The sequence below is a fragment of the Chloroflexota bacterium genome (assembly GCA_009840625.1).
In the GTDB taxonomy this organism is placed as follows: domain Bacteria; phylum Chloroflexota; class UBA11872; order UBA11872; family VXNJ01; genus VXNJ01.
The window spans coordinates 1-26705 of the sequence record VXNJ01000012.1 but is presented as its reverse complement, the minus strand read 5'-3'; the positions used below and the strand labels follow the sequence as shown (position 1 = coordinate 26705).

The window sequence follows — 26705 nt, the reverse complement described above, 5'->3', positions numbered from 1 at the left end:
CCCCCCCCGCCAACCGCGCTTGCCTCTTGGCGCGGGGGCCCGGAGTTGTGTATACCCCCCCGGGGCGGGCGGGGGGGGCGGCCCCGCCGCGGCCCCGGGGCCGCCATTCGACGGGCCGGCGCCGGCCAGCAACGGGCCGGAGACCAGCTGCTGGATCAATTCGAGCGTGTTGTTCACCGGCTCGACGTCGACCGCGAACGTTTCCAGTTGCTCGCCGTGCTGGCGCACCCGCTGCTCGTAATTGATGATCGCGTTCTCGGGATTGAAATCTCCCGAACCCTGCAGCGAATTGATCGCTTCCAGCCCGTCTTCGACAAGCATCTGGTACGAGGCCGAGACCTTGGCGACGACATCCGGCGAGGCGTCGGGACCCAGCGAGGTCAATTCGGAGATGCGGCGCTCGGCAAGTTCGATGTAGGTGGCCGGTCGGTCCTTTTCGTCGGTGAGCTGGATTGCCGCCCGTTCAACGGTGAGCTTGTAGCCGTACAGCGGGCTCCCCGGCGGAGCCACTAGGGCCGCCGCCGACACCCCGCTACCGGCCAGGACCACCACGACCAGCGAGAGCGCTACCGCCGCGACTCTGGTCTGGGCGAACAGCGATTCGGCCCAGCCGCGCAGCGTCCGCAGAAGGCCCGTGTCGGGCCGCTCGGCGGCGTAGCTTTCTACCTGCAACTCGAATTCGCGGCGCCGGATTTGAACCGTTTCCGGATCGGGGTCGGGCGGGCGAGCGGCCCGAAGCTCGTCGACCACAGCCAGGTAGGCGGTCAGATCTTCGGCCTGGTCCGGATTCTGCGATATCAGCTCTTGCCGGTCCGCCTTTTCGTCCAGATAGGAATCCAGCAGTGCGGCGATGGCGCGCTCGGAGCGGTTCACGGATCCAGCTCCTGAAGGCGGCGTCGCAGCGTCGCGATCGCCCTAAATTGCAGCGCCCGGACCGCGTTCTCCTTTTTTCCGACTATCGCGGCAATTTCGCGGTGCGAGAGGTCTTGAGTGAACCGCAGCGCAATCACCTCGGCCTGCTCGGGCGTGAGGGCGTCAAGGGCGCGACCCAGAATGTCCGAGGTGGCGATGCGTTCGTAGTCGTCGCTTTCGTCAACGAGGTGCCGGGCGTGCGACTCGATGTCGTAGGCCAGGTCCTGGCTTCGTCGGAAGTGGTCGGCGATGGCGTTACGCGCGATCCGGAATATCCAGCCCCTGAACCCGGCCACCGAGCGGTGTTGGTATTTGCCAATCGCCCGCAACGCCAGCATGAAGACGTGGCTGGCCAAGTCTTCGGCGATGTGCCGGTTGCCGCCGATCCGGTACTCGATAAACCGGTGGATCTGCGGGAAAAATTCCTCATAAACGAGACCGAACGCTTCGCGATCAAGTTCAACTGAGCGTCGAATCAGTTCATCCAGCTCGTCGGGTGTCCGCGCCGAGCTAATTGGTCCTGCCCCCATTCGCTCTTAATTTGCAAAACGCCGCTCCGGCAGCTCTCGTTACCTTAATTGGCAGCAATCTGGACTGTCCCGGCCACGGAGCGGCCCGCGTTCGTACCGACAACGCCACTCCCAGCTGCCCGGCGGAGAGCCGGCGCCAGCCTGTATTTGGCGATTATGTCAATCCGACGGCTTTCCGCAAGGCACCGGCGCGATCGGTCCGCTCCCAGGGAAGCTGCAGGTCGGGGCGACCGAAGTGACCGTAGGCGGCCACCGCCCGATAAATCGGGCGCCGCAGGCCCAAGCCGCTGATGATCCGCTGGGGGCGCAGGTCAAAGTTCTCCCTCACCAGGCGATCCAGGTCCCCGGATGCCAGCTGCGAGGTCCCGAAAGTCTCAACGTTCACCGAGACCGGTTTGGCGACACCGATGCAGTAGGCCAGCTGCACCTCGGCCCGGTCCGCCAGGCCGGCCGCGACAAGGTTCTTGGCAACGTAGCGCGACATGTACGCCCCGGACCTGTCGACCTTGGAGGGGTCCTTGCCGGAGAACGCTCCGCCGCCGTGCCGGGCCATGCCTCCGTAGGTGTCGACGATGATCTTGCGTCCGGTCAGGCCGGCGTCGGCGCCGGGACCGCCATCGACGAATCTGCCGGTCCCGTTGATCAGGATTTCGGAGGCGCCGTCAAGGTAGGAATCATCTATTACGGCCGCGACCACGTGGCGTTCGATCATCTCTTTCAGAGAGTCGTCGGACACGTCGGGGTCGTGCTGGGCGGCGATGACCACGTTGGACACGCGCTCGGGCCGGCCGTGACGGTACTCGACCGTGACCTGGCTCTTGCCGTCGGGTCGCAGGAATGGGAGTTGCCCGGATTTGCGAACCTGGCTCAGGCGGTGCGTTAAGCGATGCGCCAGGGTTATCGGCAGCGGCATAAGCTCATCGGTCTCGCGGCAGGCGTAGCCGAACATCATTCCCTGGTCGCCGGCGCCCTGCTCGTCGGGGTTTGCGCGGTCTACGCCCTGGGCGATATCGGCCGATTGCGGATTCAGGAGCACGTTGACCGGAACGCTGCCGGCGTCCATGCCCAGTTCCAGGCTGGTGTAACCGATCTCGGCCACGATCGAACGCACGATCCCCACGACCAGCGAATCCAGGTCCTGGCCGTTCAGGTTGCAGGTGACTTCGCCGAGCACGTAGAGGCCCTTGTTTGAGGCGGCAACTTCGCAGGCGACCCGCGAATTCGAATCCCGTTCCAGCAGCGCGTCGACAACGGCATCCGAGATCTGGTCACAGACCTTGTCGGGATGGCCTTCGGAGACCGATTCCGAAGTGAATAGAAACCGGTCGGCAGCGATCAGGTTCACGCTCATGGTTGCGCCTTGTCGTTCATGTGCCCTCTTCCCAGGACGTGGCATAACGCGCCTGTTCGGCGGTCATGGAATCGATTGCGATGCCCATGCTGGACAGCTTCAGGCGAGCGACGTCTTTGTCGATCTCGGCAGGGACGCCGACTACCTGCGGCTCGATCTGGCCGGCCCGCTCCCACATGTATTCGGCGCCCAGGGCCTGGTTGGCAAAACTCATGTCCATCACACCCGGAGGATGGCCTTCGGCCGCCGCCAGGTTGACCAATCGGCCGCCGGCCAGCAGGCGCAGACGCCGACCGTCCGGCATCATGTATTCGTCCAGCAGCGGCCGCAGGGTCCGTTTGGACTGGGACAGCTCGGCCAGCGCGCGGACGTTGATTTCGGCATCGAAATGGCCCGAATTGGCCAGTATGGCCCCGTCCTTCATCACCCTGAGATGGTCGGCGTCTATCACGTTCTTGTTCGAGGTGACGGTAACGAAGATGTCACCGACCCGGGCGGCTTCGCCGATCGGCAGGACCTGGTATCCGTCCATGACCGCTTCCAGGGCCCTCGTGGGGTCGACTTCGGTCACGATCACGTTGGCGCCCATGCCGGCGGCCCGGGCGGCCAGGCCGCGCCCGCACCAGCCGTAACCGGACACGACGAAACGTGTACCGGCAATCAGCTTGTTGGTGGCGCGCAGGATCCCGTCCATGGTCGACTGGCCGGTTCCGTAGCGGTTGTCGAACAGGTGCTTGGTGTCGGCTTCGTTGACGGCCATGATCGGATAGGCCAGCTGGCCGTCGGCATGCATGGCCTGCAGGCGCACGACTCCGGTCGTCGTCTCTTCGGTCCCGCCGATGATCTGCGGGATCAGATCCCGGCGCCGCTGGTGGATGCGCGAGACCAGGTCGGCGCCGTCGTCCATGGTCAGGTGCGGGCCGCGGTCGAGCACGCTGTCGATGTGCCGGTAATAGGTCTGGTTGTCTTCGCCGCAGCGGGCGTACACACTGATCCCGTAATGCCGGACCAACGCCGCCGCGGTCGCGTCCTGTGTCGAGAGCGGATTGGACGCGCACAGGGCGATCTCGGCGCCGCCGGCGTCGAGCGTCCGCATCAGGTTGGCGGTTTCGGTGGTCACGTGCAGGCAGGCCGCTACCGAGAGGCCTGCGAGCGGTTTATCGGAGGCGAAGCGCTCGCGGATGCGGGCCAGGACCGGCATCGAAGAATCGGCCCATTCGATCATGTCGCGTCCGGCGTCGGCCAGGTTCGGGTCGGCGATATCGCAGTCCACGGGAAGTTCGGTTGCGGTGGCCATCGGGATCCTTGTCTTGTGTTTGTTCAGGCTGAAAGCGCGCGATCGATCAAAAGCCCGTACTTGCCGCGCAGCTCGTCGCTGAGCAGGCCGGGGTCGGATTGGATAGCCCCGTCGAGCGCGGTGGGCGCGGGACTGGTTTCGTTGCCGGCCGGCAGCATGCTGGCCAGATTCACCACCGCCTGCTGGGCGACCTTCAAATTGGCGGCCATGTTGGCGACCACCAGCGCGGCGGTCACCGGCTCGTCCTTCCAGACGTCGTAGTCGGTGGATAGGGCCAGCAGCGCGAAGGGAAGTTCGGCCTCGCGGGCAAGCTTGGCCTCGGGGACCGCGGTCATCCCGATCACCGAGGCGCCCCAGCCGCGGAAGATCTCCGATTCGGCCTTGGTCGAAAACTGCGGCCCCTCGATGCAGACGTAGGCTCCGCCGCGGTGGACCCGGGCGCCGGCGGTTTCGGCGGCGGAAGCTACCAGATCTGCAAGCACCGGGCAGAAGGGATCGGCCATTCCGGCATGGACCACCAGGCCCGGATCGTTGAAGAAAGTGAGCGGGCGCGAACGGGTGCGGTCGATCAGCTGGTCGGGCACCACGATGTGGCGGGGTTCAATCTCCTCGCGCAGGCTGCCCACGGCCGAGACTCCGAGCAGCCAGGTGACCCCCAGCTGTTTGAATCCCCAGACGTTGGCCTGGGAATTCAAGTGCGTGGGAGATATGCGGTGGCCGCGCCCGTGCCGCGGCAGAAAGGCGACCGGGATCCCGTCCAGTTCGCCCACCAGGTAACTGTCGCTGGGCGGACCGAAAGGTGTGTCGATAGCGACCTCTTCCAACCCGGTCACGTTTTCGATGTCGTAAAAGCCGCTGCCGCCGATTACTCCGAAGAAGGCGTCAGGCATGGCGGTGCATCCGGTGTGGGAGAGGGGGCGGCGGGTGATTTCGGGCGCGCAGCTAGGCGCCGGCGATGGCCGGGTCGATTATCGCGCCCGCCGCACCGCTAGCCGAAGGGCGAAAAGCCCGGGAAGTTGGGCATGCGCCCGCGCGCGATCTGGCGCATCATCTTGCGCATCGTCGTGAACTGGTTCAGCAACTGGTTCACGTCGCGCGGGCTGGTCCCCGACCCGGCCGCAATCCGGCGCCTGCGCGAACCGTTGATGATGGACGGGTCGGCGCGCTCGGTGGGCGTCATGCTCAGGATGATCGCCTTGGTTCGGTCCAGCTCGCGCCCGGAAAGCGCTTCCTGGATCTTGTCCTGGCCAGCGAGCCGCGACATGCCCGGGATCAGGCTGGCTACCTGGGATAGCGAACCCATGTTCTCGATCTGGTCAATCTGTTCCAGAAAGTCGGTCAGGTCGAAGCTGGCGCTGCGCAGTTTTTTCTCCATCCGCGCCGCAGCCTCGGCATCGATGCTGGCCTGGGCCTTCTCCACCAGGGTCACCACGTCGCCCATGCCCAGAATCCGCGAGGCCAGTCGGTCGGGGTGGAAGCGTTCCAGGGGTTCGATCTTTTCGCCCGACCCGATGAACTTGATCGGCACCCCAGTGGCCGCCCGGATCGAAAGCAGGGCCCCTCCGCGGGCGTCGCCGTCGAGCTTGGTCAGCACGAGGCCGGTCAGTTTCAGGCGGCGGTGGAACTCGCTGGCCACGTTGACTGCTTCCTGCCCGGTCATCGCATCCACAACCAGCAGGACGTCGGTGGGGTCGATCTGGCGGGCGACGCGCTCCACCTCGTCCATCAGGTCGCCGTCGATCTGCAGGCGTCCGGCGGTGTCGACAATCACGTCCGAGGCGCCCAGCGCCTCGGCCTTGCGCACCCCGTTGCGGGCCACGTGCTCGGGTTTCGAATTGACCGATTCGGAGTGGACCGGGGCATCGATCTGGCCGGCCAGGGTCCGCAACTGCTCTATCGCCGCGGGGCGTTTGAGATCGCAGGCCACCAGCACCGGCTGGCGTCCCGACTCCTTGATTTGCAGGGCCAGCTTGGCGGCGCTGGTGGTCTTGCCCGAACCCTGCAGCCCGGCCATCAGGATCCGGCGTCCGCCGGCTTTGGCCGGGGCCAGTTCACTGGCCTGGCCGCCCAGCAGGGTGGTGAGTTCGTCGTGGACGATCTTGATCAGCTGCTGGCGCGGGGAGACGCTCGATAGGACCTCGCGTCCGACCGCGCGCTCGCCGACCGAGCGCACGAAATCGCGCGCCACGCCCAGTTGAACATCCGCTTCCAGCAAAGCGACCCGGACCTCGCGCATCGCCGCTTTGATGTCGCTCTCGCGGATTCGGCCGCGGCCCGAGACCTTCTTGATTACGGCATCCAGCCGTTCGGAAAGTCGTTCCAGCAAGTTCAGTTCACTTCCGGGCGCCGCGGGGGCTTGAAACTTAAGGTCGTCATGAGTCTAGAAAGCCCCGCGCTTACAAAATTGCGGCGCAGCTAGAATCCCAATCCGGCGCATTCGTCTAGCGGCCCAGGACATCGCCCTCTCAAGGCGAAGACCGCGGGTTCGAATCCCGCATGCGCCACCGAAACGGGCGACGTGGCACCGCCGGAACACGGTCTCCCGCGCATTCCGCCGACATAGCCGGGAGAGACCCTTCCGACCGCAGGGCCCGTAAGAGGGCCGCGCGAAGGTCCGGGTCCGCAAGTGGCCGATAGACTGACCGCACGTTTCTCGGGATGGGGAGGTGCAGGAGCAATGGCTGCCTACGTAATCATCGACGTCGAAATCTTGGACGAAGCGCTCTACCGGGAATTCAGGGAGCGGGTGACGTCGACCGTGGATTCGCACGGCGGCCAGTTCGTTGTGCGCGGCGGTCAAATCGACGTAGTTCTCGGCGATTGGTCGCCCGGGCGCCTGGCGGTCCTCAAATTCGGCGATGTCAAGCAGGTTGGGACCTGGTTGCAGTCGCCCGAGTACACCGCCCTGGACGACCTGCGATCACGCTCGTCAAACATCAACATGGTTGTTGTCGACGGCGCTTAGCGGCACCGGTCCGGCGACTGCCGGGCAGGAACCGCGCGCACGGAGCGCCCGGAAGCATCGTCGAATTAAGCGGCGGCGAAGCGGCGGCGAATCCGCTCGCGCGCTTTAGGCGCCTGGGTAATCAAATCCCCGAGGAATGCCCGCGCCGGATTTCTTGCCGGGGTGGAGCAAGAAAAGACATCGCCATCGCATCATGCGACGCTGGACGCCCCACTCGATCGGGACCACCCCAGCGACCTGCGCCCGATCCAGACCTCGCCGAGTTCGTACTCGGGGACGTTCGCCGACACCGTCGCCGACGACGACTGACCCTCCGCCAGCAATTCGCGGTCGGTCTCAGAGTCGCGCCGGTAGAGGGCCAGCAGCCCCAGTAGGTAAATGCGCTCGATTTCGCTGCGCCAGGATCGCGGCCGGGGCCAGACCGAAAACCCCATCCGGCGGGCACCCCGGAACAGCAGGGTGGCGCCGGTCACCGCTACGAATCCGGCGTCCCGCTTGCTGAAAGCGCCCGATTCGGCGTTTTCGGTCAGAACCGCCAGGTCCCGGCGCATCGCCCTGATGAATCCCCAGGCGCGTTTCCCGAGCAACGCATATTCGGACCCGGCCAGCACCTCGTTGCGCATATGTATCCGACATATCCGATCGCCGCGGGCAACGGTGGTCCCGTCGCCCAACCGCACCGGCCGCGGTGCGCGGTAGGTTTCGAATCCGTAGTAGAGGACGCTTCCCTCGCTGACCGGCCGAAGCCCGTGCCAGCGGACATAGAGACGGTCCCACAACCACCAGATCCAAAGCAGTCCGGCCGGCCGGCCAGGGGATCGATGCGCCGCCGTTAGCAACACCAATCTGAGGATCGCCATCGCGACCCGACGGCTCGGGGTAGGCGGCGGCGGCGCATTTGGAGCCGGCCCACCGGCCGGGTAGCGCCCGCGGCCGATGCCCAGAAACCCGAGCGACCAGCGCAGCAGCATCCAGAACATCCCCAGCCGCCAGGGCATGCCGCGAAGTCGGCGCGGCGAGGTCATGATGCAGAGCCCCTCGTCGGATTCATCGCCTACCAGCGGCATCGCCCCGACCCGTTGCAGGCGCCCGCCGTCGAAGCGCAGCCAGCGCGCGGCGCGGCGCATCAGATCCACGTCTTCGGCCAGCCGCAGGTCACGCCTGAATCCGCCCAGCCGCGCGAACAGCCCCCGGTCCAGGTAGCCCATCTGGCAGTGCACGCCCAGCAACGCCTTCCCGAATTCCATCACCCCGAAGAAGCCGCGTTCCCAGACGTCGTCGGAATCGGCGAGCACCTTGATGCTCCCGCCGCGGGCTCCGCTCCGCCAGGCGGCGGCGACGGCGCCGGCGACGTTGACCCCCAGGGTTGAATCGGCGTCCAGAAAAATGAGCACCTCGCCGCGGGCGGCGGTGGCCCCCGAATTCTTCGCCCGCGCGGCGCCGCTGCCGGTCTCCTTCAGCAGTTGCAGGCGCGGCGCGCCCGGGCCCTGCGCTGACCAGGCCGCGGCGATTTTTTCAGCTTCGGCGAGCGTGTCATCCTTGGAATCGTTGTCCACCAGGACGGCTTCCAGTCGGTCGGCCGGGTATCGCTGCCGACGCACCGAATCCAGCGCCCGGGCCACATGCGCCTGTTCATTCAGGGCCGGAATCACGACTGTTATCGAAGGCGAGTGAATTCGATCCGGCGAGTCCGCGGCGGCCGTCGCCGGATCGGCAAGGTCCAGGAGCTGACCGGCCGTGACCAGTTGGCGACCATTCTTTAACGATTCGAGTCGCTCGAGCACCCGGTCCAGCGCGCCGCCGCCGGCCAGGTTTTGCGGATGCAGGAACACCTTCACGTTCGGACACCGCTCCAGGCCATCCCAGGCGATGCGAGCCCCGACCGCGATTGCGCCGTTGCCTAGTTGGACAAGCCATTCGTGGATCCCGCCGACTCCCATGAACCCCTGCCAGGGAGTAAGCACCGTCCGTCCGGTGGCAAGGTCGCGCAGTCTCGACTGCTCCATCAGGTACCCGAACCCGGCTGCCGCAACTCCGGTCCGGCCGGCGTCGTTCAGCAGCCATCCCGGGGCGCAGAACCCGCGCGGCTCAACTCCCAGCGCATCGGCCAGGACCGTGCGCGCGGACTCGGCCGCGCGCTGAGCCGATCCGGCCGAGCGGGTCAGGAATTCGGCGGCCTGGGGCGCGAATCGGGCCCCCAGGAAACGTTGCCGCGGGGAGCCCCGCAGCGGGCCGCGGGCCGAATGCGTCCAGCCGTGAGCCACGATTTCGTTGCCCCTGGCGACCTCGCGCTGCAGCAGCGAGCACAACCGCCGGTCCTCGGTCAGCGGCCAGCGACCGTCCAGATTGGGAATGACCTTCAGGACCCGGCGCTCGATCTGCAGCCGGTCGAGCTCCTCCAGCAATCTGCCCACGCCCTCGGCGAAGGGCGGCGCCACGTCGTGGACCGTGACCAGCAGGCGCGGTCGGAAGGCGGATTCGCCGCCCGGCGAAGATCCTTGCCGGTCCAACGAACAGTCCCCCCTTTCCCAGGCCCATCATCCCGCTCGGCCGATTCGGACCGTACTTCAGCTGTCATCCGCAGCGGTCTTTTGAGGCCGATCGGCACGGTCGCACACCTGACGGGCCGCGCCCGATATTGTTGCCCAACCTGCAAATGTCGACCACCAGGGAATCCCGAGAATTCGATGGCGGATTCGATCCGCATCAAATCGAATTCGCCTCAGGCAGCTAACGGAGGGGCCGGAACTGGACCAGAGTTGGTCGCAGGACGCGGACGTTCGTGCGGGTGCAAACCGGGCACCGCACCCGAAACCAGGGGATTTCCGAACTCCTGATTCAGCGTCGACCGGCCGGGTCAATACCTGGCCCCGACGCCGCATCCTCGGGTTTTCGCTCGGGATCGGACTGGGACTGCCTTTGGCGCTCGGAGGCTGCGCGCCGGATGTCGATCTGACTGTGTTTGCCGCGGCCAGTGCCCGGGACGCGCTCGCCGACGTTGCCCACCGTTTCGCCGGCCAGGCTGGGCAACGGGTCAAAGTAGCGCCCGGCGGATCCTCGGCCCTGGCCCAGCAGATCCGCCACGGCGCTCCCGCCGACGTCTACGTTTCCGCTAACCCTGGTTGGATGGATTCCCTCGAACGGGAGGGGCTGATCGAACCGAGTTCCCGGTTTGACCTGCTGTCGAATTCACTGGTCTTGATTGCCCACGGCAGGGACGCCGAACCGGTCGCGATCGGGCCGGACCTTGACCTTTCCGGCTTGCTGGGCCAAGGCCGGATGGCGATGGCGTTCGTGGATGCCGCTCCGGCGGGAATTTACGGCAAGGCGGCGCTAAGGACGCTCGGCCTGTGGGACTCGGTCGCCCGGCGGTTGGCCCAGACCGACAACGTCCGCGGCGCGCTGGCCCTGGTGGCCACCGGCCAGGCGCGGCTGGGGGTCGTCTACGGCACCGACGCCTTGGCCGATGACAACGTCACGGTCATCGGCACCTTTCCGTCCCGGAGCCATCCGCCGATTCGCTACCCCGCGGCCGCCGTGTCCGCCAGCACCCACCCCGCCAGGTCCGGCTTTCTCCGATTCCTGCGCGGACCGCAGGCGCGCTCGGCGTTTGAAGAACACGGGTTTGAATTCACCGCCGGCTGATCGGGCCAGATGTTCGGATTGAGCCCGTCGGAGCTGGACGCGCTGGCGCTGACCGTGCGAATCTCGGTCCTGGCCACGCTCGTGAGCCTACCGCCGGGAGTCCTGGCCGGTTACGCTCTGGCGCGGTGGAGCTTTCCGGGCAAGGGGCTGCTCAACGTGCTGGTACACCTGCCCCTGGTTTTGCCGCCGGTGGTGACCGGACTGCTGTTGCTGTTGCTGCTTGGTTCGCGCGGGCCGGTGGGGGGATTTCTTGAGGACCTTGGCCTGGTCCTCGCGTTCCGCTGGACGGGGGCGGCGCTGGCGGCGGCGGTCATGGGGTTCCCGTTGATGGTCCGCGCGATCCGGCTGGCAGTCGAATCGGTCGATCCGCGCCTGGAACAGGCCGGCGCCACCCTGGGCGCATCCGGGCCATGGGTGTTTGCGACCATCACGTTCCCGCTGATCCTCCCCGGGGTGCTCACCGGCGCGGTCCTGGCATTTGCGCGGGCGATGGGGGAATTCGGCGCCACCATCACCTTCGCGGCCAGCATTCCCGGCGAGACGACCACGCTGGCGACGGCCATTTATGCGTTTCTGCAGGCGCCTGGCGGCGAGGCTGCGGCCCTGCGCCTGGTCGTGATCTCGGTCATCGTGGCGATGCTGGCGCTGGCGTTGTCCGAAACCCTTTCCCGGCGGGTAGCGCGGAGGATCTCCGGGCAATGATCCTGGAAGTGCGGATGCGGCACTGGTTCGACCGTTTCGGCCTCGACGTCGACTTCGCAGCCCCGCCCGGAATAACCGTGCTGTTCGGGCGGTCCGGATCCGGGAAGACGTCGATCGTCAACGTCGTCGCCGGACTGCTGCGGCCGCATGAAGGACGCGTGGCGGTCGGCGACAGCGTGCTCTACGACAACGCCCTCCGGATCGACCTTCCGCCCCATAAACGCCGGCTCGGCTACATATTCCAGGAGGACCGGCTGTTCCCGCACCTCTCGGTCCGGCAGAACCTCCTTTACGGGCGCTGGTTCGCCCGTCGCCGCGTCACCAACTCAAGCCTGGATCGGGTGGTGGAAATGCTGGGCATCGGCGACCTGCTGCAGCGTCGCCCCGCCCGGCTTTCGGCCGGCGAGAAGCAGCGGGTCGCCATCGGGCGGGCGCTTCTGGCCGAGCCCAGCATCATCCTTGCCGACGAGCCTTTGGCCGCGCTCGACGAGCCCCGCAAGACCGAAATCCTCCCCTACTTCGAGCGTTTGCGCGACGAGGTATCGGTCCCGATCCTGTACGTGAGCCACTCCGCCGCCGAGGTCGCGCGCCTGGCGACTACTGTCGTGGCTATTAGCGACGGGAGGGTCGTCAGTCAGGGTCCGGCGCTGCAGGTGCTGGGCGATCCGCAGGTAACCCCACTGGGAGTCCGCGCCGCCGGAGCGGTGCTCGAGGCAACCGTGCGGCGTCATCACGACGACGGGCTGAGCGAACTTGAAGCCGGAGAGGTCCTCCTCTTTCTGCCCCGCGTTCCGCACCCGCCCGGCGCCGCCATCCGAGTCCGCGTGGCCGCCCACGAGGTATTGATCTCCCGCGGGCGCCCCGAGGACATTTCGGCCCTAAACGTACTCCCCGGGCGGGTCGTAGGGATCCGCACCGGGCGTGGTCCGGGCGCGATCGTTTCGGTCCAGACCGGCGCGGGTCGATTGCTGGCCCGCATAACCAGACGTTCTGAATCGGCTCTCGGCCTTGCGGCTGGGGTGGACTGCTACGCCGTGATCAAGTCCGTGGCGATCGCGCCCGAAGACGTAGGCGGCTAGGATTGACTCGGCCGCGACACGGCCGTTCATTTGCGGTGCGGCCGATGATCGAGATCCCGCTCAATTACTGTCCCTTGAGGTGACCATGACTCTCAACCCGTACCTGCATTTCGGCGGCAATTGCCGGGCAGCATTCGAGTTCTACCGTTCGGTGTTCGGCGGTGATTTTTCGATTTTTGAGACTTTCGGCGAGGCTCCGGACGACATGGAGATGGAAGTGAGCCCCGATGAAATCGAGAACGTCATGCACGTTTCGCTGCCGATCGGCGAAAGCGTGCTGATGGGAAGCGACGTGCCGTCGGCGTACGGCTCGGCGGTCCCGCCTACCAGCAGCATGTCCATCTCCTACGCTCCTCCCAACCGCGGCGAAGCCGACCGGGTCTTCGGCATGTTGAGCGGCGGCGGCACCGTCACGATGCCGATCGGCGAGATGTTCTGGGGATCCTATTTCGGTGCCTGCATCGACAAATTCGGCACCAACTGGATGATCAACTGCGAATCCGAAGAATAAACGCCGGTCGGGAACCGCGGTTCCGGAAAATCCGCACCCCCATGCCAACGAATCGGCGATTCGATTTGAGCGTTGCCACTCGCTAATTGCCCGCACGCGGGCCGACTCCCGGCCGCCAGACTCCGAAACCACATCCGCTAAGGAAGCTTCAAATGCAAAACGACGCGATTCCGGCCAAACCGGCCAAAACATCCCGGCCGCTGATCGATGAAATCAGGCAGCGATGGAGTCCCCGGGCATTCGATCCGGACCGGGAAATCGACCCTGAGACCCTGACGACGCTGCTGGAGGCCGCCCGCTGGGCCCCCTCGTCATTCAACGACCAGCCCTGGCGCTACCTGGTCTTTGACCGCAGCGACCCGCAGGCCCGGGCCAAGGCCGAGGCCTGCCTCTTCGACGGCAATTCCTGGGCCCGCAATGCCGCCGTGCTGATCATCTCGGCCGGGGCCCGGACATCGTCACGAACCGGCCGGCCGAACAGATTCGTCCTGCACGACACCGGCATGGCCACCATGAACCTGATCCTGCAGGCGATCTCGCACGGGCTGGTTTCACACCAGATGGGCGGCTACGACCGCGAACGCGCGCGGGCCGAGTTCGACATCCCGGAAGAATTCGAGCTGGCCTCGATGATCGCGATCGGTTACGCTGGCGACCCCGCTACGCTGCCGCCGGAGGTTGGCGAGCGCGAGGCAGCGCCCCGCCAGCGCAGTCAAATCTCAGATTTCGTGTTCGCCGGTACCTGGGGCCGTCCACTGGAGGACGGCTGACCGCGGCTAGTCCTTTCGGCCTATTGGCCGGCCGGGGACCAGGTCCTATCCAGTTCGCGTCCCTCGGTCAGGCCGTCGCTGACCGGCACCCCGTCGACCCGGATCTGCAGGGCGCCGCCGTCATCGCTCTTGATGCGGACCGATTCGCTGCCGGTCCAGGTGTGGAATTCGCCAGCCGCCACCAGGCTGCTGAAAACAACCTCGCCATCCACGATCGCTTCCAGAAACGCCTCGCGGTCGGCAGTCACCGCAAGCACCAATTCAGGCGCGGCGGCTGTTTCAGGGACCACCGCGGCGACGGCCGGCGAGCTTGCGACTACGGACTCGGCGGGTTCGGCGGCGGGATTGTTGCGGGCGATCAACAAAAGGGCCACCACCAGAATCACCACGCCCAGCGCCACGAGCAAATAGGGCACCTGCTGACGACCGAGCATCGAGCCCGAGGCGTCTGATTCGAGGGCGACGGAATCGCCCGCCGGGGGTCCCAGTTGCAACATCAGGGCGTCCAGCGCCGGAGTGGGATCCTCGCCCAGCCCCCGGGCGTAAACCCGGATGTGGCCGACGATGTAGGCTCGGAACGGGGCATGCACGAAATCGTCGTGCTCGAGGGCGGCGATGCGCTCCGGGCGCAGGCGGGTCAGAACCGCCAACTGCTCGAGCGAATAGCCGTGCGCGTGGCGCATGTCGCGCAGTATCTGGCCGGCGGTCACCGGGCTCTGCGGCGCGGCGTCGCTGGCGGGTTGTTGGTCAGACACTAGGTTTCTCGCCCAGATCGAATTCCGGCGCCGCAACCAGGAGCACGCCGAGCTCGTCCAGGGATTCGTCCCCGGCCGAGGCCGTGATTACCTGCTCCAGGATCGCGGCCATGTTATCGCGCAGCTGTTCGGTGCTGGCCGATGGATCCGCCGTCAGTTCGAGTTCTTGGCGTTCCGCCGCCAGCACGTCTTCGACCAGTCCGGCGACCGCGTCACGCACCCGGGCATCCGGATCCTCGTAACGCAGGCGCGCATCGACAAAGTCGCGCGGCTCCTTGACCAGATAGTCAAAACGGGCGCTCAACGTTGCCACCGCATCGTTTGCGGCCTGCCCGATGTCAACTTCGACGGTGAGCGAATTCTCCAGCCTCGAGATCTGCTCGCGCCGCGTCATAGGGGGCGGCGCGGCCCAGTACCAGCCGGGGCCGGTCACCGCGATCGCCGCATCCGAGCCCTCGAAATTCACCCCGGCAACTGTCTGGCGGGTCAAATCGACGAAATTGATCGCTCCCGGCGGCTGCCAGAGGGTGTTGGTGCGGACGATCTCAAACTGGTCGTTGGCCAGCCGGAACACGCCGGCCATGGCAATAAGAATCAACGCGATGACGATTCCGCCGAAGGGCTTGAATATCGCCTGCAGCCAGGCCGAGCCGCCCGGATTCACATCCGGGTCGTAGTCGGCGGTTACGTTTTTGAGCCGCAGCTGGGAGCGGCCGCCCAGTCCGCGCGGCCCGTTGGAGAACGCGTAAACCGCCTGGGCCAGATCGCTGTAGGCGGAGGCCGCCGGCAGCAGCCCGAATTCCAGCGCCAGCCGTTCCAGTCGCCACAGGACCCCGGCCAGCCGGCGCGCATCGCTGTGCGGGAGGCCCGTACGCCCGCCGACCAGCGCGCGGGCCTCGGCGACGACGTCCGATGCCGCTTCCAGAAACCCGTCCTCGATCGCGCCGCAATCGACGACCGTCAGACGCGGGTTCTTGGGCAGTCGCGGCAGCGGCGGGGACTTGCGCAGCTGCGATATCACCAGCGCCAGACCGGGAACCGAACAGATCAGTCCGGCCAGCGGCAGCCCGCCGACGTTGGCGCCGGCCGAGCCCACGAACGCGCCGACGGCTTCGCCGACCAGCGGCACCGGACCGATTGCCAGGCCGAGCGCTCCCAGCAACGACGCGACCAGGAACGGCGAACCAACCGCGACCAGGACCAGGTATGCGGTCTGGCCGAAGAACCGGCGACGGGTCGCGGAGAGCCGGCGTGCCAGTTGCCGTTCCAGTTCGGCGACTTGGCCGGCGCCCATCTCGGGTCGCTGCCCGAGCAGGCCGCGGTCTGGATCCCCCGCAGCCATTGCGGCCAGCGCCAGGTTGCGGTCGTGGGCCAGCAGCCAGCCGCCGCTTAGCGGATCGGGGGCCACGCAGTAGGTGGCGGCCGGCAGGTCGACGCCCGACGGCTCGGGTTCGGCTACCGGTTCGGCGGCCTCATCCCCGGGAGCCGCGGACTCGGCCGAATCGGTCGACGGCTCCTGCGCCAGATCCTCATCGATTTCTTCGATCTCTTCAACTTCGAAGACCTCGAAATCTTCCGGTTCGCGCATGGTCTAGGGCCGATCCAGCGAGCCGGATGCGGCGCCGGCGATGACGGCCGAGGCGGCTGCCAGCAGGAAGTTTGCGCGCCGCGACGGATCGTCCATGGTTCCGTAGGCACTTAGCCCGTCGGCGCCCAGCCGCCAGCGCGCAAAGGCGGCCGAGGAGACCGCGCTGCCGGTCCCTCCCAGGTCCAGGTAGACGCCCGGTTCGGCCGGGACCAGGCCGGCACCGAACGCGGCCCGTAATTCGGCCAGGTTGCGGGTAAAGGCCACCGCCAATTCGTCCTCGACCAATTTGTCGGGCACCGGCCGGAAGCGCCGGCGCAATCCGCCGAACCGCAGGTGGGCGGACATGAAGCGGGCTATTTCGTGCTCGCGCAGCCGCGACAGCCGGGACCGGGCCCGCTTGTAGCCGCGTGCGGCCGCCGAACCAGGCCAGTCGCGCTTGTAAGCGGCCGCCAGCTGGCGCTCCAGTTCCGCCAGGACCTCGGGTGGGAGGCTGGCCATGATGGTGAGAAAGCCTTCGTTCCCGCCCAGCCCGCGCGCTCCGCCGGCGTCGCGCAGGCTGAGCAGCACGTCGGGGCGATTCGATTCGAGGTGCGAGGTCAAGCTGGCCCAGAAACCGCGCACGCCCAGCGCCCCCGAGCGAGCCAGCGCGGCCCCCAGGAAATCGCCGCCGGCCGGGGTGCGGCCGCGACTGCGTCTGGCCTGGGGGAACTCGATCACGTAGATGCGGACCAGGCAGGCGTGCAGGAGCCGCTGCCGATCGGTCGAGCCCGAACCCAGGGCCCGGATCAACGCGCGCGCCGCCACCCGTTCGGGACCGGTGGGGGAGAGCGGGGCGATTTCGATTGCCAGGCTGCGTCCGGATGTTCCGCCGCCGATCGTGTAGACGTTCAGGTCCGCCGACAGGCCCGGTTGGACGGACGCGCTGGCGATCCGTTCAACGTCGTAGGCCAGTTCGAGTTCGCGGAGTTGCTCCTGCCAGTCGGCGCCGTCGCTGAGTTGCTTGTACAGGTCCCCGTAGACGACCGGGATGCGGATGTTTTCCTCAACCATCGCCGGGGCTCCGGTCCGGATCGTCGTCAACCGGCTCCGCGCCGGCATCGATGACCTCGATTTCGGCATCCGCCGGTTCGGGATCCCCCTCCGGGCCGCCGGCCAGCAGCGGGCGGTCGAGCCCGGCCGCCGGGGCCAGCCAAACCCCGTCGACCTGCCCGGGGTGCAGGCCGGTCGGCTCGGCCAGGAACTGTTCGTAGAGAAATTCGGCCTCCGGCAGGGCCAGCGAGCGGGCCAGCGAACTGGCGCCCAGATATGCCAAACGCTCGTCGGTTTCGTCGTCGAACAGGTCCCCCAACCGGGCCAGCCCGGAATGGGCCGAGCGGACCATCGGGCTCGCCGCCAGGTTTTCCGGACGCCCCAGCCTGGGGATGCGGCGCCGGGTGCGCAGGCCGGCCTTGGCCAGCATCCAGATGCCCGCCAGGGCCGGTATCGCCATGCCCTGCGCCGAGGCCAGCAGGCCCAGGCCGAGCGCGAACTCGTATAGGTTTCGCAACACCGCAAAGCGCCGCCGCACCGTTCCCGGGCCGGGCCGGGTGGCGTAGAAGATACGTTGCGTCTCGGCGCGGGCGGCCAGTTCGACCCCGACCCAGTCGAGCTGCCGGTCGCCGCCGTAGCAGACCTTGATGGTTTCGGGCAGATCGGTCGGTTCGATCGCCATCAGGCGCCGCGAGGCCCGCGAAACCCTGACCCAGGTGCCTTCCGCCAGGGGGATGGCCAGGCAGATTACTTCCATCTAAGCGGCCCTGAAACTTAGCGGACTGAGCTGCGCCGGATCGCGCAGACCCCGGTAGAAAGCTGCTGCCCGCAACCATCCGATCGAACGTGCGGCATTTTCAAAATCGATGTGGTTCGGAGCCTGGCCGGCGGCCGTCAGTCCCCATATCTGCCCGATCCGCTGGACCGAGTTCCCGTCCAGCCCGGGACCGGCCGTCAGGATCCGGCCCGGCCGCCCGCGGCGGCGGCGCCGCAGCAGCAGCTGGGCGCTCGAGGGGAGGAATCCGGCCGCTGCCGCCACCAGCAACACCGGCCATTGCGGGAATGCCCCGTCGATGAAGTAGTAGGCGAGCAGTCCCAGGATCGTCAGCTCGGCGATGGCCACCGGAATCCGGCGCAGCATGCGCCCGGACCGCGGTTGCGGGACGGTCGCCAGGCGCTGCTGGCACTCGGCCCGCAGGTAGTCGATCTCGCCCGGCGACAGCTCGAACGGGGCGTACACCTCGAGCTGCAGCTCGCCGGCCGCGCTGAGCGAACGCTCGTCGAACATGACCGCCGCCCCGGTTTCGGTGGGCAGGATGAAGGCGTCCGCCGGTTGCAAGTTTTTGGCCCCTGACACTTAATTCAGGCTCAAGCCGGGAACCGGGGCCCGGCAGGGGCCCGCGGCCGGCAGCTGTAGGGAGGGCGGGATAATCGCCCACACACTGGTCCGGTGCCGATTTTCGCACCGGCCCAAACCCCGCCCCGGATATGAGCACCGCGCGCAATCACTCCGTTCCCGAATTCGACGTCGTTGTAGTCGGCGGCGGCCACTCCGGCTGCGAAGCTGCCCTGGCGGCGGCCCGCATCGGCGCGCGCACGATGCTGGTCACCCAGAACCTCGACAAGGTGGCCGGCATGCCGTGCAACCCGTCGATCGGCGGCCCGGCCAAGGGGCACCTGGTTCGCGAGATCGACGCCCTGGGCGGCGAGATGGCCCGCAACAGCGATCGAACCCAGCTCCAGATGCGCACCCTGAACACCGGCAAGGGGCCCGCCGTGCGGGCGATGCGCGCCCAGTGCGACAAGGCCCTCTATTCGCAATCGATGGGCTCCGCGCTGCGGCGCTGCCGGGACCTGGTGCTCTGTCAGGCCCAGGTGGATCGGCTCATCTGGGAACCTAACGGCGGCGATTCCTGGCGGATCGGCGGAGTCGTGACCGGCGATGGCGAAGCCGTCCAAAGCCGCTGCGTGGTGATCACTACCGGCACGTTCCTCAACGGCCGGATCGTCATGGGCGAGCAGGTGTTCCAGGCCGGCCGGGCCGGGGAGCCGGCCGCCTTCGGGATCTCCGAAGATCTCGGCGAACACGGTTTCGAGCTCGGGCGCTTAAAGACCGGCACGCCCCCGCGGATTGATGCCGAGAGCATCGATTACCGGCTGACCGAGATTCAGCCGGGTTCACCCGATCCGCTCTACTTCTCCTTCCTCGGTCCGGACCGCGACCACCGGCTGGGCGAACCCGCCGCGGCCTGGTATCCAGGCATCGAAAACCACCGCTGGTCTCCCCAGATGCCCTGCTACAGCGTTCACACCAATCCGCGATCGCACGAGATCATTTCCGGCAACCTGCACCGCGCCCCGATGTACGACGGCACGATCGCCAGCACCGGACCGCGTTACTGCCCTTCGATCGAGGACAAGATCGTGCGGTTCGCGCAAAAGTCCTCGCACCAGCTGTTTCTTGAGCCGGAGGGTTTCGCCGACCGTTCGGTCTACGTTCAGGGCGCCAACACCTCGCTGCCGGCCGACGTGCAACAGGCGATGCTCGAATCGGTTCCGGCGCTGGCAAGCGCGCGGGTGCTGCGCTACGGCTATGCGATCGAATACGACTACGCGCCGCCGCACCAGATTGACGCGACGCTGGAGGCCCGATCGGCGGCCGGACTTTTCCTAGCCGGCCAGATCAACGGTACCACCGGTTACGAGGAGGCGGCCGCCCAGGGCCTGCTGGCCGGAATCAATGCGGCCCTAACCGCGACCGGGCGGGAGCCGTTGACGATCGGCCGCCACCAGGGGTACGTGGGGGTCATGGTCGATGACCTGGTCACCAAGGATCTGGACGAACCCTATCGGGTCCACACCTCGCGCGCCGAATACCGGCTGCTGCTGCGCCAGGACAACGCCGACCGGCGGCTGACCCCGATCGCCGCCCGCCTGGGCCTGGCCGACGGGGAGCGCCTGGACCGACTGGAGCGCAAAGAGGCCCAGATCGCCCGGGCCGAAGACTGGCTACGCTCGGCGCGACTGGGGCCGGAGCGGGTCAACCCCTACCTGCTGGGCCTGGGGCAGACCGCGGTGCGCGAGACGGTCCCGGCGCACCGCCTGCTGGCGCGCCCCGGGGTGACCCTGAACGAGCTGCGCACGCTTGCCGGGGAGCCGGGGTTTGCAGCCGAAGTCGCCGAGCAGGTGGAGTTGGCCAGCCTTTACGCCGGTTACATCAGCCAGCAGCAACGCCAGGTCGAACGGGCCCGATCGCAGGAGGACGCGGTCCTACCGGACTGGCTCGATTACTCGGGGATCCAGGGGCTGCGGACCGAAGCCCGAATCAAGCTGGCGCGGCATCGACCGGCCACGCTCGGCCAGGCTTCGCGCCTTTCCGGGGTGACCGCCTCCGACCTGGCGGTGCTTATGGTCCAGCTGCGCAGAGCGCAGGCGGCCTAGACGGGTCGGTTGAACCCGGGCGTGACCTTCCTGGTCGCGGCCACGAAATCCGGATCCGCCGACCGCACCGCGCTGATGCGCGGAGCCCCGTCTGTCAGATCCAACTGGTAGGCCAGGTGCTGCGGCAGCCCCGCCGCCAGGAGCTTCACCTGGACTTCGACGCTCTGCCGGCGGCCCAGGTCCAGCGATTCCAGGCCCGGACCCGAAAATGGGCCGCGCAGGAAATCCTCGCCCTCGAGCTGCAGGCCGAGCAGAAGGTCGGCGCTGCCGCCGACTTCCACCATCACCGGATCGAGCAGGTTGCCGGAGGAATCGCGCCAGATCCCGCGCACCACGTCATCCAATAGCACCTCGCCGCTGTCGATACCGCGGAAGCTGAGCAGGCACTTGAGGTTGGGAAATCCGAGGCGGGGGCGGGGGCCGATCGGCAGGCCGAAGATTCGCTTGCGGGCATGCGTCGTCAGTCGTATGCCGGCCAGCGCGGCGCTGGCGCTGCCGCCGTCGGCGAATTCCACCTGGCAGCCGGATTCGGCGAAGGGGGCGACCACCACCGGGGCGTAGTCGCCAGCCACCGGACCGCGCGCCGGCGCGTTGGGGTTGTCGATCGTCAGCTTGCCAAATTCCACGATGGCTCCCGGTTCCCGGCCCTAGTCATCCGACTCGAACAATTTTCCCAAAGCCGCGCGGCCGAATGCGCCCTTATCATGGATTGCCCGTTTCCGCACCCCGTCCCTATTGGAAGTCGTACCGGCATGCCGCGATCGCGCCCCAACATCCTGTTCGTAATCACCGACCAGCAGCGCTACGAAACGGTTAACGCGCTCGGCTACGAATACATGGACACGCCGGTGCAGGACCGCCTGGTGCGCGAGGGGGTCAGCTTTTCGGGCTGCCACGTCAACGCGCCCTCCTGCGGGCCCTCGCGGGGAGCGTTGTTCAGCGGTCTGAGCCCGCACAACAGCGGCGCCCTGATGAACCAGCAGACTTGGCCGCGGACCTGGGTCAAGGACCTGTCCGATTCGGGCTATCACTGCGTAAACGTCGGCAAGATGCACGCCTGGCCATTCTGGGGAATGCATGGGTTCAACGAGCGGTTCGTGGTCGAGAACAAGCAGCGCCATTTCGCCGAGCGAGTGTGGACCGGCAACAACCTGACGTTCTTCGACGAGTGGGACAAGGCGCTCTGGCAGGCCGGGACCCGGCGCCTGGAACGCGACGACCTCAAGGAATGGCCGGAATTTGAGACCAGCGACGGCGCGTACGACTGGTGGGAGGAAGACGACCTGCATCCCGATGTCTTCGTCGGCGACATGGCCATCCGCTGGCTGGAGAACTTCCCCGAGAACGACAAGCCGATCTTCCTCGAGGTGGGGTTCCCCGGCCCGCACCCGCCATTCGACCCGATCAAGCGCTACGCCGACGCCTACATGGAAAAGGACCTTCCGATCCTGGAGGTCAGCGAGGAGGAGATGGAGGCCCAACCGGAGGCGCTGAAGAAGTTCCGCGACTACCAGCAGATCCGGTTCCCCGACTCGATCTTTTTCGACCCGCACGCCCCGCGCGAGCGGCGCCACCGCCAGCGGGCCTATTACCTGGCCAACGTGACCATGATCGACGAGAAGCTGGGCCAGATCCTGGAGACGATCGAGAAGCGCTGGTCGCTGGACGACTGGGTGATCATCTTCACCTCCGACCACGGCGAACACCTGGGCGACCACGGAATCGTCGAGAAGTGGACCATGTACGACTGCTCGGTGCGGGTGCCGCTGATGTTCAGCGCCCCCGGCCGCATTGAGGGCGGCCGTCACATCGACGATCTGGTGCAGCTATTCGACATCGGTCCGACGGTCCTGGAATTTGCCGGCGTCGAACCGCCCGAGCATTTCGAGGCCCAGTCATTGATGGGCTTGCTTCGCGACGAACCTGGCGCCAGCGGACGAGAGTACGTGTTCTCCGAACACGGTCCGGACCCGATGCTGCACATGGTCGAGTACGAGATGATGGTTCGCGACAAGGATTGGAAGCTGGTCGAATTCCTGGGCGATGAGGACGGCCAGCTATACGATCTGCGTTCGGACCCGGAAGAAGTCGAAAACCTCTGGCACGACCCCGATCATGCCGAGCAAAAGGCCCATCTGCGCGAGGTGCTGCACCGCTGGTTCCTGCGCAGCACGGTGCGGACAACTGCTTCCCGGGTCCCGGCGATCAACCCCTAAGGCGCAGCCGCACCGGGCGCCCAAGGTTCCGCCGGCCCGGATTACAGCGAAGGTTGATTTCAGCAGGCGGTCAGTGGAACGACTAGCGAGAGTTGATCGGCTTCAGTCGATCACGGGGGGAACGTAGCGCTCGCCGTCGATCAATATCCCTGCCGCGGCGAATGCGCGTTCCCGGGTATGGTCGCGGACCAGCCGATCACGCAGCGTATCGCCCAGCAGCGCAAGTTGGACGGGATCCGACGGGACACCGGGATGGTATTCGAAGATTGCGGCCTGGAAATACTGGCGGATGAATCCCGGAGTCTGTTCGGGGCCGAGCAGTCGGTTACTGCTGACAATATCGGTCCGCGCTTCGGTTTTTGGGACTCCGAAGGCAGTTACTCCGCCGAGCCGGTTGAAGAAGTCGGCGAACCCGACGTTCGTGCCTTCGATCGAGATGTTTGACACTCGGTTGCCCCAGGGTCCCAGCAGTGTGCCGGGGTTCGGATTGAACGGTCCTGATTCAAATCCCTGGTCGATGCTTCCGCCCTCACCGCCACCCACGTAATCCCAGGCCAGACGGCGCTCGACGACCCAGCCCGAGCCGACATCGTGGAAATCTACAACTCCTCGCTGGTAGAACTGGGTCAGCGTACGGTCTTCCAGCACCAAAACCTCCGAAGTCGGGTATCCCCAGCGAGCCCGGTCACCAGTGTTGCGGTAATGGCTCAGGAATCCAGCGATTACAGTTCGGCCGTCTATGTTCACGCTGAGATCCGGAATGTTGTGCCGAAGGTCCGGATTTCTGGGCGCGACCTCGTATCGGTTGTCGATGACGAAAGCCGGGTAATCAAACGACGGGCTGTCGCTCGGAGCGGGTCTTGAAGTCGGTCGGCGTGGCGGCTGGTAAACCTGGGAAGAAGTCGAGATCGTCCTAGACCGCGCGCGCGTAACGTCTCGGATCGTCACTTTGGCGGTGTCAATTATCAAAGTGTCGTCGCCAAAATCTGGGACGCTGCCCGGATCTGAATTTAGTAACCGCATCGTGAAGGTCTCGGTTTCGCGACCGTCATCTCCCGTGAACGGCATCTGAATTGCGACTATGTATGTCCCGGTTCCGGCCCCTATGGTTCCGGAGTCTGTCCGGTCGAAATCTCCAAGGTTCAATCGCGTTCCATCACCGCCGGGAAGTCTCGGTAAGTCGCTGTGGTCTTCAGAATTTGCGTCAAACTCCGGGATGGTCTCGGCGGTATCGGCCGCACGGGCCAATACAGGAGGGTCGACCGTGGTGTCTCCGGCGGCACCAGGATCCTTCCAGAATTCGACAACAGGGGCCGTGGCATCGTTCCTTACCTCGAATACCAAAACGTCGCTTTCATAAACGAAGTACGTGGAGCGGTCAAATCCGTCACCGTCTTTGAATTCACTGTCCAGACGAATCACTTGCAGGTGTTGCAGATTGGAACGCACCGAGGAACTTACGTCGGACGCCAAGAAGCCATCGTTTGCCCTTCGTCGGCCAGGATTGAATCGCATGTCAATGAGTGCGATTTCGTCCTTCTTCCCCACACCAACGTCGCGAAAGACGTTGGATGGAAGGTTGCGCAATTCGTTGCCGCGAAGGTCAAGATACGTCAATCCCTTCAACCCCTCAAGGTCCGAATAATAGATCTCTTCCAGCAAGTCTTCGGTGTCGTAAACCTCCAGCTCGCTGATTTCCCCGAGCGCGTGCAGCGATATCCTCCGACATTTTTCGTCGGCAACTGATTCGATCGCCTCTATGACTTGCGGGTGGCGTTCGCAGACCGGGTAGCGAGGTAAATCAACGTCCTCAACGCGGACGGTATCCACCGCGGTGCTGAGATCGTCCTCAAAGTCGTCATCGTAGCCGGCCAATACCGCCCCGCGGTCGTACAGGAATTCGAGATCGAAACCAGTCGGCGTGGGCGCTGAAGCCGTGCCACCCGCCATTGCGACAGCAAGGTCGCCGTTTTGGTTTTGTCCTACCTGGACGGCTTCCACCTTGATCTCGGCGTTCTCGTCATCGTCGATAGTCTGGTCGCCACTGATGAGGATCGGAACCACATACAGCGTGTCGTCGGGATCGCGTGATGAGGTCATGACGTGTACCGTGCGATCGAAGTCGAGGCCTCTGTGGGTCACTGTGAGTTCAAACGCAACGAAGCGCTCAACGCTGTCACCCTGCCCACGGTCACCGATAAACGCTTCAGTGGATCCGTCAACCTCGGCGTCGTGATTGCAAGTCACTGACGGAGGCGTTCCGGAGTTGACGTTGCAAGTTACTCCGCGCATTACGGGAATGCTGAGTCCACGCGGACGTTTCCCAAAATTGAATGGGATGTAAAGGATTCCCCCCTCTTCGACAGACGTTGGCAAATTGCCCAATCCGGTATCGTCATCGCCGCCGTCCAAGAGAAATGTCGGCGGGTACCCGGTTGGATCTCCCGGATCAAACGTTGAGAGAGGGTCTTTGGAAAGCGCGTCAAAAAGTCTGCCGCTTGGCGCACCATCTGTTTCAACAAAAGCGTTGCTCAAATCAATTTCGTTCTGGTTGACCCCGGTTCCGCGAAGGTTGATGCGCGAACCTGGCATCAACCCGTCAAGTTCGCCCGCAGCAGGTGTGAAATCGGAGCGGATTTTGGATTTGGAGAAATCGATCTCGAGCCAACGCTCACTCGAGGTGAGCTGGTCGCCATCGTTGTCTCCTGGGCAATCTGATGTATTGACCAGCTGAGCATCGATGAATCCATCGTTATCTGTCGTATCGACGCAAATTGCCGCATTCGAATACCCTGATGACTCTTGGTTGGCAGGGTTAATGACTGCTGCCAAACCGCGCTCGGCGCCGGCCAAATAAAGTGCAAAGCTTAGAGCGATAGCCAACGCGAATGCAACGGGCGCGGCCAAATGCATATGCCGGCGACGCATCAAATCCATCTTGGGCAACCGTCTCGTAGACATCATCAATTACCGGCTTGCGCGGCCAATCAATTCAAACACGCAATGGCAAGCATGGGCCCTGCGTTTCTAGAATCAATCCCGCACACCCCCAAACTTTATGTCACCAATTTGCACGGAATGTTACTAGGCTGACCCGTGGCCGACCTGTTTGAGCAGATCCGCGATCTGCTGCTCGGTTTCCTGGAAGCCAACCAGTATTACGCCCTCGCACTGCTGATCGGGATCGAGGAAGCCGGCGTCCCATTGCCGCTACCTGGCGATCTGGCAATCATGTTCATGGGGTCGCAGATTGCGCTCGGGTCAGCGCACCCGGTGGGAGTGGTGGCGGTGGCGGCCGCCTCTGCCACGGCTGGAGCTTCGGTGCTTTACTGGCTGGCTCGTCGCCTCGGCCTGGAAATGCTGCGCCGCTTCGGGCGCTACGTCCGAGTCGACGAAAGCAAGATCGAGAGTTTCGAGAACTGGTTCCGCCAGCACGGCGGGCTGGCGATCATCGTCGGGCGGATGATCCCGGGTTTGCGGATTGCGGTCGCGGTTTTTGCAGGCCTTGCCCGGGTCCCGTTTCCAAGATTTGTCCTCTACACCAGCATTTCCTCGACGATCTGGGCCGGTTTCTTCACCGCGCTCGGGTGGTACTTTGGTTCGCGCTGGACCGAAGTGTCAGAGATATTGGAACGGGTAATCGGCAATCCCTGGGTAGCAGGGGTATTGGGCCTGGCAATCGGAATCGCCCTGACGCGGCTGTATTACCGTCGCCGCCAGCGCCTCAGCAAATCTCCGCAGGAGCCGATTGAAGTCAAGTCGGCCGAGTTGCCGCCGCCCGCGCCGGAAATCGAATTCAAGGTCAGCGAGCCGGCCGAGAAAAAAACTCTTGAAACCGACCCGCAACGCGAGCGGGTCTGGCGGTCCCGACCGGATTCGAACCGGCGATCTCCTCCTTGACAGGGAGGTATGCT

At 65.7% G+C, this 26705-nt stretch carries 23 protein-coding genes and 1 tRNA gene; 10 read left to right on the top strand and 14 right to left on the bottom strand.

The window, feature by feature from the left end; genetic code table 11:
• From F4X41_08310 to F4X41_08285, 6 genes are all read right to left on the bottom strand, one after another.
• The coding region (locus F4X41_08310; protein ID MYB17016.1) for a hypothetical protein at positions 1-873 on the bottom strand (873 nt) is incomplete at its 3' end.
• A complete protein-coding gene (locus F4X41_08305) occupies positions 870-1442 on the bottom strand; it encodes a sigma-70 family RNA polymerase sigma factor (GenBank protein MYB17015.1) in 573 nt (190 codons plus the stop codon). The genes F4X41_08305 and F4X41_08310, both read right to left, overlap by 4 nt.
• Positions 1443-1596: 154 nt before the next feature.
• The gene (locus F4X41_08300; GenBank protein ID MYB17014.1) at positions 1597-2793 is read right to left on the bottom strand and encodes a methionine adenosyltransferase; all 1197 of its coding nucleotides are present in this window, start codon (positions 2791-2793) and stop codon (positions 1597-1599) included.
• 16 nt (positions 2794-2809) lie between these two features.
• A complete protein-coding gene (locus F4X41_08295) occupies positions 2810-4090 on the bottom strand; it encodes an adenosylhomocysteinase (protein ID MYB17013.1) in 1281 nt (426 codons plus the stop codon).
• A 23-nt stretch (positions 4091-4113) separates the two neighbouring features.
• Positions 4114-4980 (bottom strand): S-methyl-5'-thioadenosine phosphorylase, encoded by an 867-nt coding sequence (gene mtnP, locus F4X41_08290; protein MYB17012.1) that lies wholly within the window; start codon positions 4978-4980, stop codon positions 4114-4116.
• A 98-nt stretch (positions 4981-5078) separates the two neighbouring features.
• Positions 5079-6416, bottom strand: coding sequence for a signal recognition particle protein (locus F4X41_08285; GenBank protein ID MYB17011.1), 1338 nt, complete (start codon positions 6414-6416; stop codon positions 5079-5081).
• Positions 6417-6520: 104 nt separating this feature from the next.
• Between F4X41_08285 and F4X41_08280 the strand changes: the two genes are divergently transcribed.
• Together F4X41_08280 and F4X41_08275 are read left to right on the top strand one after the other, a co-directional pair.
• Positions 6521-6594 (top strand) — tRNA-Glu (locus F4X41_08280).
• A gap of 173 nt (positions 6595-6767) precedes the next feature.
• A complete protein-coding gene (locus F4X41_08275) occupies positions 6768-7055 on the top strand; it encodes a DUF1330 domain-containing protein (protein ID MYB17010.1) in 288 nt (95 codons plus the stop codon).
• A 191-nt stretch (positions 7056-7246) separates the two neighbouring features.
• Here F4X41_08275 and F4X41_08270 read toward each other — a convergent pair whose 3' ends face one another.
• Positions 7247-9565: a glycosyltransferase gene (locus F4X41_08270; GenBank protein MYB17009.1), complete on the bottom strand. Its 2319-nt coding sequence runs from the start codon at positions 9563-9565 to the stop codon at positions 7247-7249.
• Between the two features lie 370 nt (positions 9566-9935).
• Here F4X41_08270 and modA point away from each other — a divergent pair, with 370 nt between their 5' ends.
• The 5 genes from modA (at position 9936) to F4X41_08245 (ending at position 13762) form a co-directional block, all read left to right on the top strand.
• Positions 9936-10700 carry a molybdate ABC transporter substrate-binding protein gene (gene modA, locus F4X41_08265; protein ID MYB17008.1) on the top strand — a complete coding sequence of 255 codons (765 nt, stop codon included), beginning with the start codon at positions 9936-9938 and terminating at the stop codon, positions 10698-10700.
• Between the two features lie 9 nt (positions 10701-10709).
• Positions 10710-11402: a molybdate ABC transporter permease subunit gene (modB, locus tag F4X41_08260; protein MYB17007.1), complete on the top strand. Its 693-nt coding sequence runs from the start codon at positions 10710-10712 to the stop codon at positions 11400-11402.
• Positions 11399-12481 (top strand): molybdenum ABC transporter ATP-binding protein, encoded by a 1083-nt coding sequence (modC, locus tag F4X41_08255; protein MYB17006.1) that lies wholly within the window; start codon positions 11399-11401, stop codon positions 12479-12481. The genes modB and modC overlap by 4 nt, the downstream gene beginning before the upstream one ends.
• Before the next feature lie 85 nt (positions 12482-12566).
• Positions 12567-12992: a VOC family protein gene (locus tag F4X41_08250; protein MYB17005.1), complete on the top strand. Its 426-nt coding sequence runs from the start codon at positions 12567-12569 to the stop codon at positions 12990-12992.
• Positions 12993-13144: 152 nt separating this feature from the next.
• Positions 13145-13762, top strand: coding sequence for a nitroreductase (locus tag F4X41_08245; GenBank protein ID MYB17004.1), 618 nt, complete (start codon positions 13145-13147; stop codon positions 13760-13762).
• A 20-nt stretch (positions 13763-13782) separates the two neighbouring features.
• On the opposite strand, the gene F4X41_08240 is transcribed toward F4X41_08245, so the two are convergent.
• Genes F4X41_08240 through F4X41_08220 form a run of 5 tightly spaced genes read right to left on the bottom strand, consistent with a single transcriptional unit; the run spans position 13783 to position 18473 of the window.
• Positions 13783-14517 carry a helix-turn-helix domain-containing protein gene (locus F4X41_08240; GenBank protein ID MYB17003.1) on the bottom strand — a complete coding sequence of 245 codons (735 nt, stop codon included), beginning with the start codon at positions 14515-14517 and terminating at the stop codon, positions 13783-13785.
• Positions 14510-16105, bottom strand: a complete 1596-nt coding sequence (locus F4X41_08235) for a hypothetical protein (protein MYB17002.1) — start codon at positions 16103-16105, stop codon at positions 14510-14512. The genes F4X41_08240 and F4X41_08235 overlap by 8 nt, the downstream gene beginning before the upstream one ends.
• 3 nt (positions 16106-16108) lie before the next feature.
• Positions 16109-17155 (bottom strand): hypothetical protein, encoded by a 1047-nt coding sequence (locus tag F4X41_08230; GenBank protein ID MYB17001.1) that lies wholly within the window; start codon positions 17153-17155, stop codon positions 16109-16111.
• Entirely contained in the window at positions 17148-17891 is a 744-nt protein-coding gene (locus tag F4X41_08225; GenBank protein MYB17000.1) for a hypothetical protein, read from the bottom strand. Before F4X41_08225 ends, F4X41_08230 begins: the two co-directional genes overlap by 8 nt.
• On the bottom strand, positions 17892-18473 hold the full coding sequence (locus F4X41_08220) for a hypothetical protein (GenBank protein ID MYB16999.1): 582 nt from the start codon (positions 18471-18473) through the stop codon (positions 17892-17894).
• Positions 18474-18622: 149 nt separating this feature from the next.
• On the opposite strand from F4X41_08220, the gene mnmG reads away from it, so the two are divergent.
• The gene (gene mnmG, locus F4X41_08215) at positions 18623-20575 is read left to right on the top strand and encodes a tRNA uridine-5-carboxymethylaminomethyl(34) synthesis enzyme MnmG (GenBank protein MYB16998.1); all 1953 of its coding nucleotides are present in this window, start codon (positions 18623-18625) and stop codon (positions 20573-20575) included.
• On the opposite strand, the gene F4X41_08210 is transcribed toward mnmG, so the two are convergent.
• Positions 20572-21201, bottom strand: a complete 630-nt coding sequence (locus F4X41_08210; GenBank protein MYB16997.1) for a hypothetical protein — start codon at positions 21199-21201, stop codon at positions 20572-20574. The genes mnmG and F4X41_08210 overlap by 4 nt on opposite strands.
• Before the next feature lie 126 nt (positions 21202-21327).
• On the opposite strand from F4X41_08210, the gene F4X41_08205 reads away from it, so the two are divergent.
• Positions 21328-22791 carry a sulfatase-like hydrolase/transferase gene (locus tag F4X41_08205; protein MYB16996.1) on the top strand — a complete coding sequence of 488 codons (1464 nt, stop codon included), beginning with the start codon at positions 21328-21330 and terminating at the stop codon, positions 22789-22791.
• Between the two features lie 102 nt (positions 22792-22893).
• On the opposite strand, the gene F4X41_08200 is transcribed toward F4X41_08205, so the two are convergent.
• Complete coding sequence (locus F4X41_08200; protein MYB16995.1) at positions 22894-25737, bottom strand: hypothetical protein; 2844 nt, start codon at positions 25735-25737, stop codon at positions 22894-22896.
• 150 nt (positions 25738-25887) lie between these two features.
• Between F4X41_08200 and F4X41_08195 the strand changes: the two genes are divergently transcribed.
• Positions 25888-26691, top strand: a complete 804-nt coding sequence (locus F4X41_08195; protein ID MYB16994.1) for a DedA family protein — start codon at positions 25888-25890, stop codon at positions 26689-26691.
• The last annotated feature ends 14 nt before the right edge of the window (positions 26692-26705 follow it).

Coding starts and splice junctions, on each gene's coding strand:
- F4X41_08305 (MYB17015.1), bottom strand. CDS start 1,442: ATGGGGGCAGGACCAATTAGCTCGGCGCGGACACCCGACGAGCTGGAT.
- F4X41_08300 (MYB17014.1), bottom strand. CDS start 2,793: ATGAGCGTGAACCTGATCGCTGCCGACCGGTTTCTATTCACTTCGGAA.
- F4X41_08295 (MYB17013.1), bottom strand. CDS start 4,090: ATGGCCACCGCAACCGAACTTCCCGTGGACTGCGATATCGCCGACCCG.
- mtnP (MYB17012.1), bottom strand. CDS start 4,980: ATGCCTGACGCCTTCTTCGGAGTAATCGGCGGCAGCGGCTTTTACGAC.
- F4X41_08275 (MYB17010.1), top strand. CDS start 6,768: ATGGCTGCCTACGTAATCATCGACGTCGAAATCTTGGACGAAGCGCTC.
- modB (MYB17007.1), top strand. CDS start 10,710: ATGTTCGGATTGAGCCCGTCGGAGCTGGACGCGCTGGCGCTGACCGTG.
- modC (MYB17006.1), top strand. CDS start 11,399: ATGATCCTGGAAGTGCGGATGCGGCACTGGTTCGACCGTTTCGGCCTC.
- F4X41_08250 (MYB17005.1), top strand. CDS start 12,567: ATGACTCTCAACCCGTACCTGCATTTCGGCGGCAATTGCCGGGCAGCA.
- F4X41_08245 (MYB17004.1), top strand. CDS start 13,145: ATGCAAAACGACGCGATTCCGGCCAAACCGGCCAAAACATCCCGGCCG.
- F4X41_08235 (MYB17002.1), bottom strand. CDS start 16,105: ATGCGCGAACCGGAAGATTTCGAGGTCTTCGAAGTTGAAGAGATCGAA.
- F4X41_08230 (MYB17001.1), bottom strand. CDS start 17,155: ATGGTTGAGGAAAACATCCGCATCCCGGTCGTCTACGGGGACCTGTAC.
- F4X41_08225 (MYB17000.1), bottom strand. CDS start 17,891: ATGGAAGTAATCTGCCTGGCCATCCCCCTGGCGGAAGGCACCTGGGTC.
- mnmG (MYB16998.1), top strand. CDS start 18,623: ATGAGCACCGCGCGCAATCACTCCGTTCCCGAATTCGACGTCGTTGTA.
- F4X41_08205 (MYB16996.1), top strand. CDS start 21,328: ATGCCGCGATCGCGCCCCAACATCCTGTTCGTAATCACCGACCAGCAG.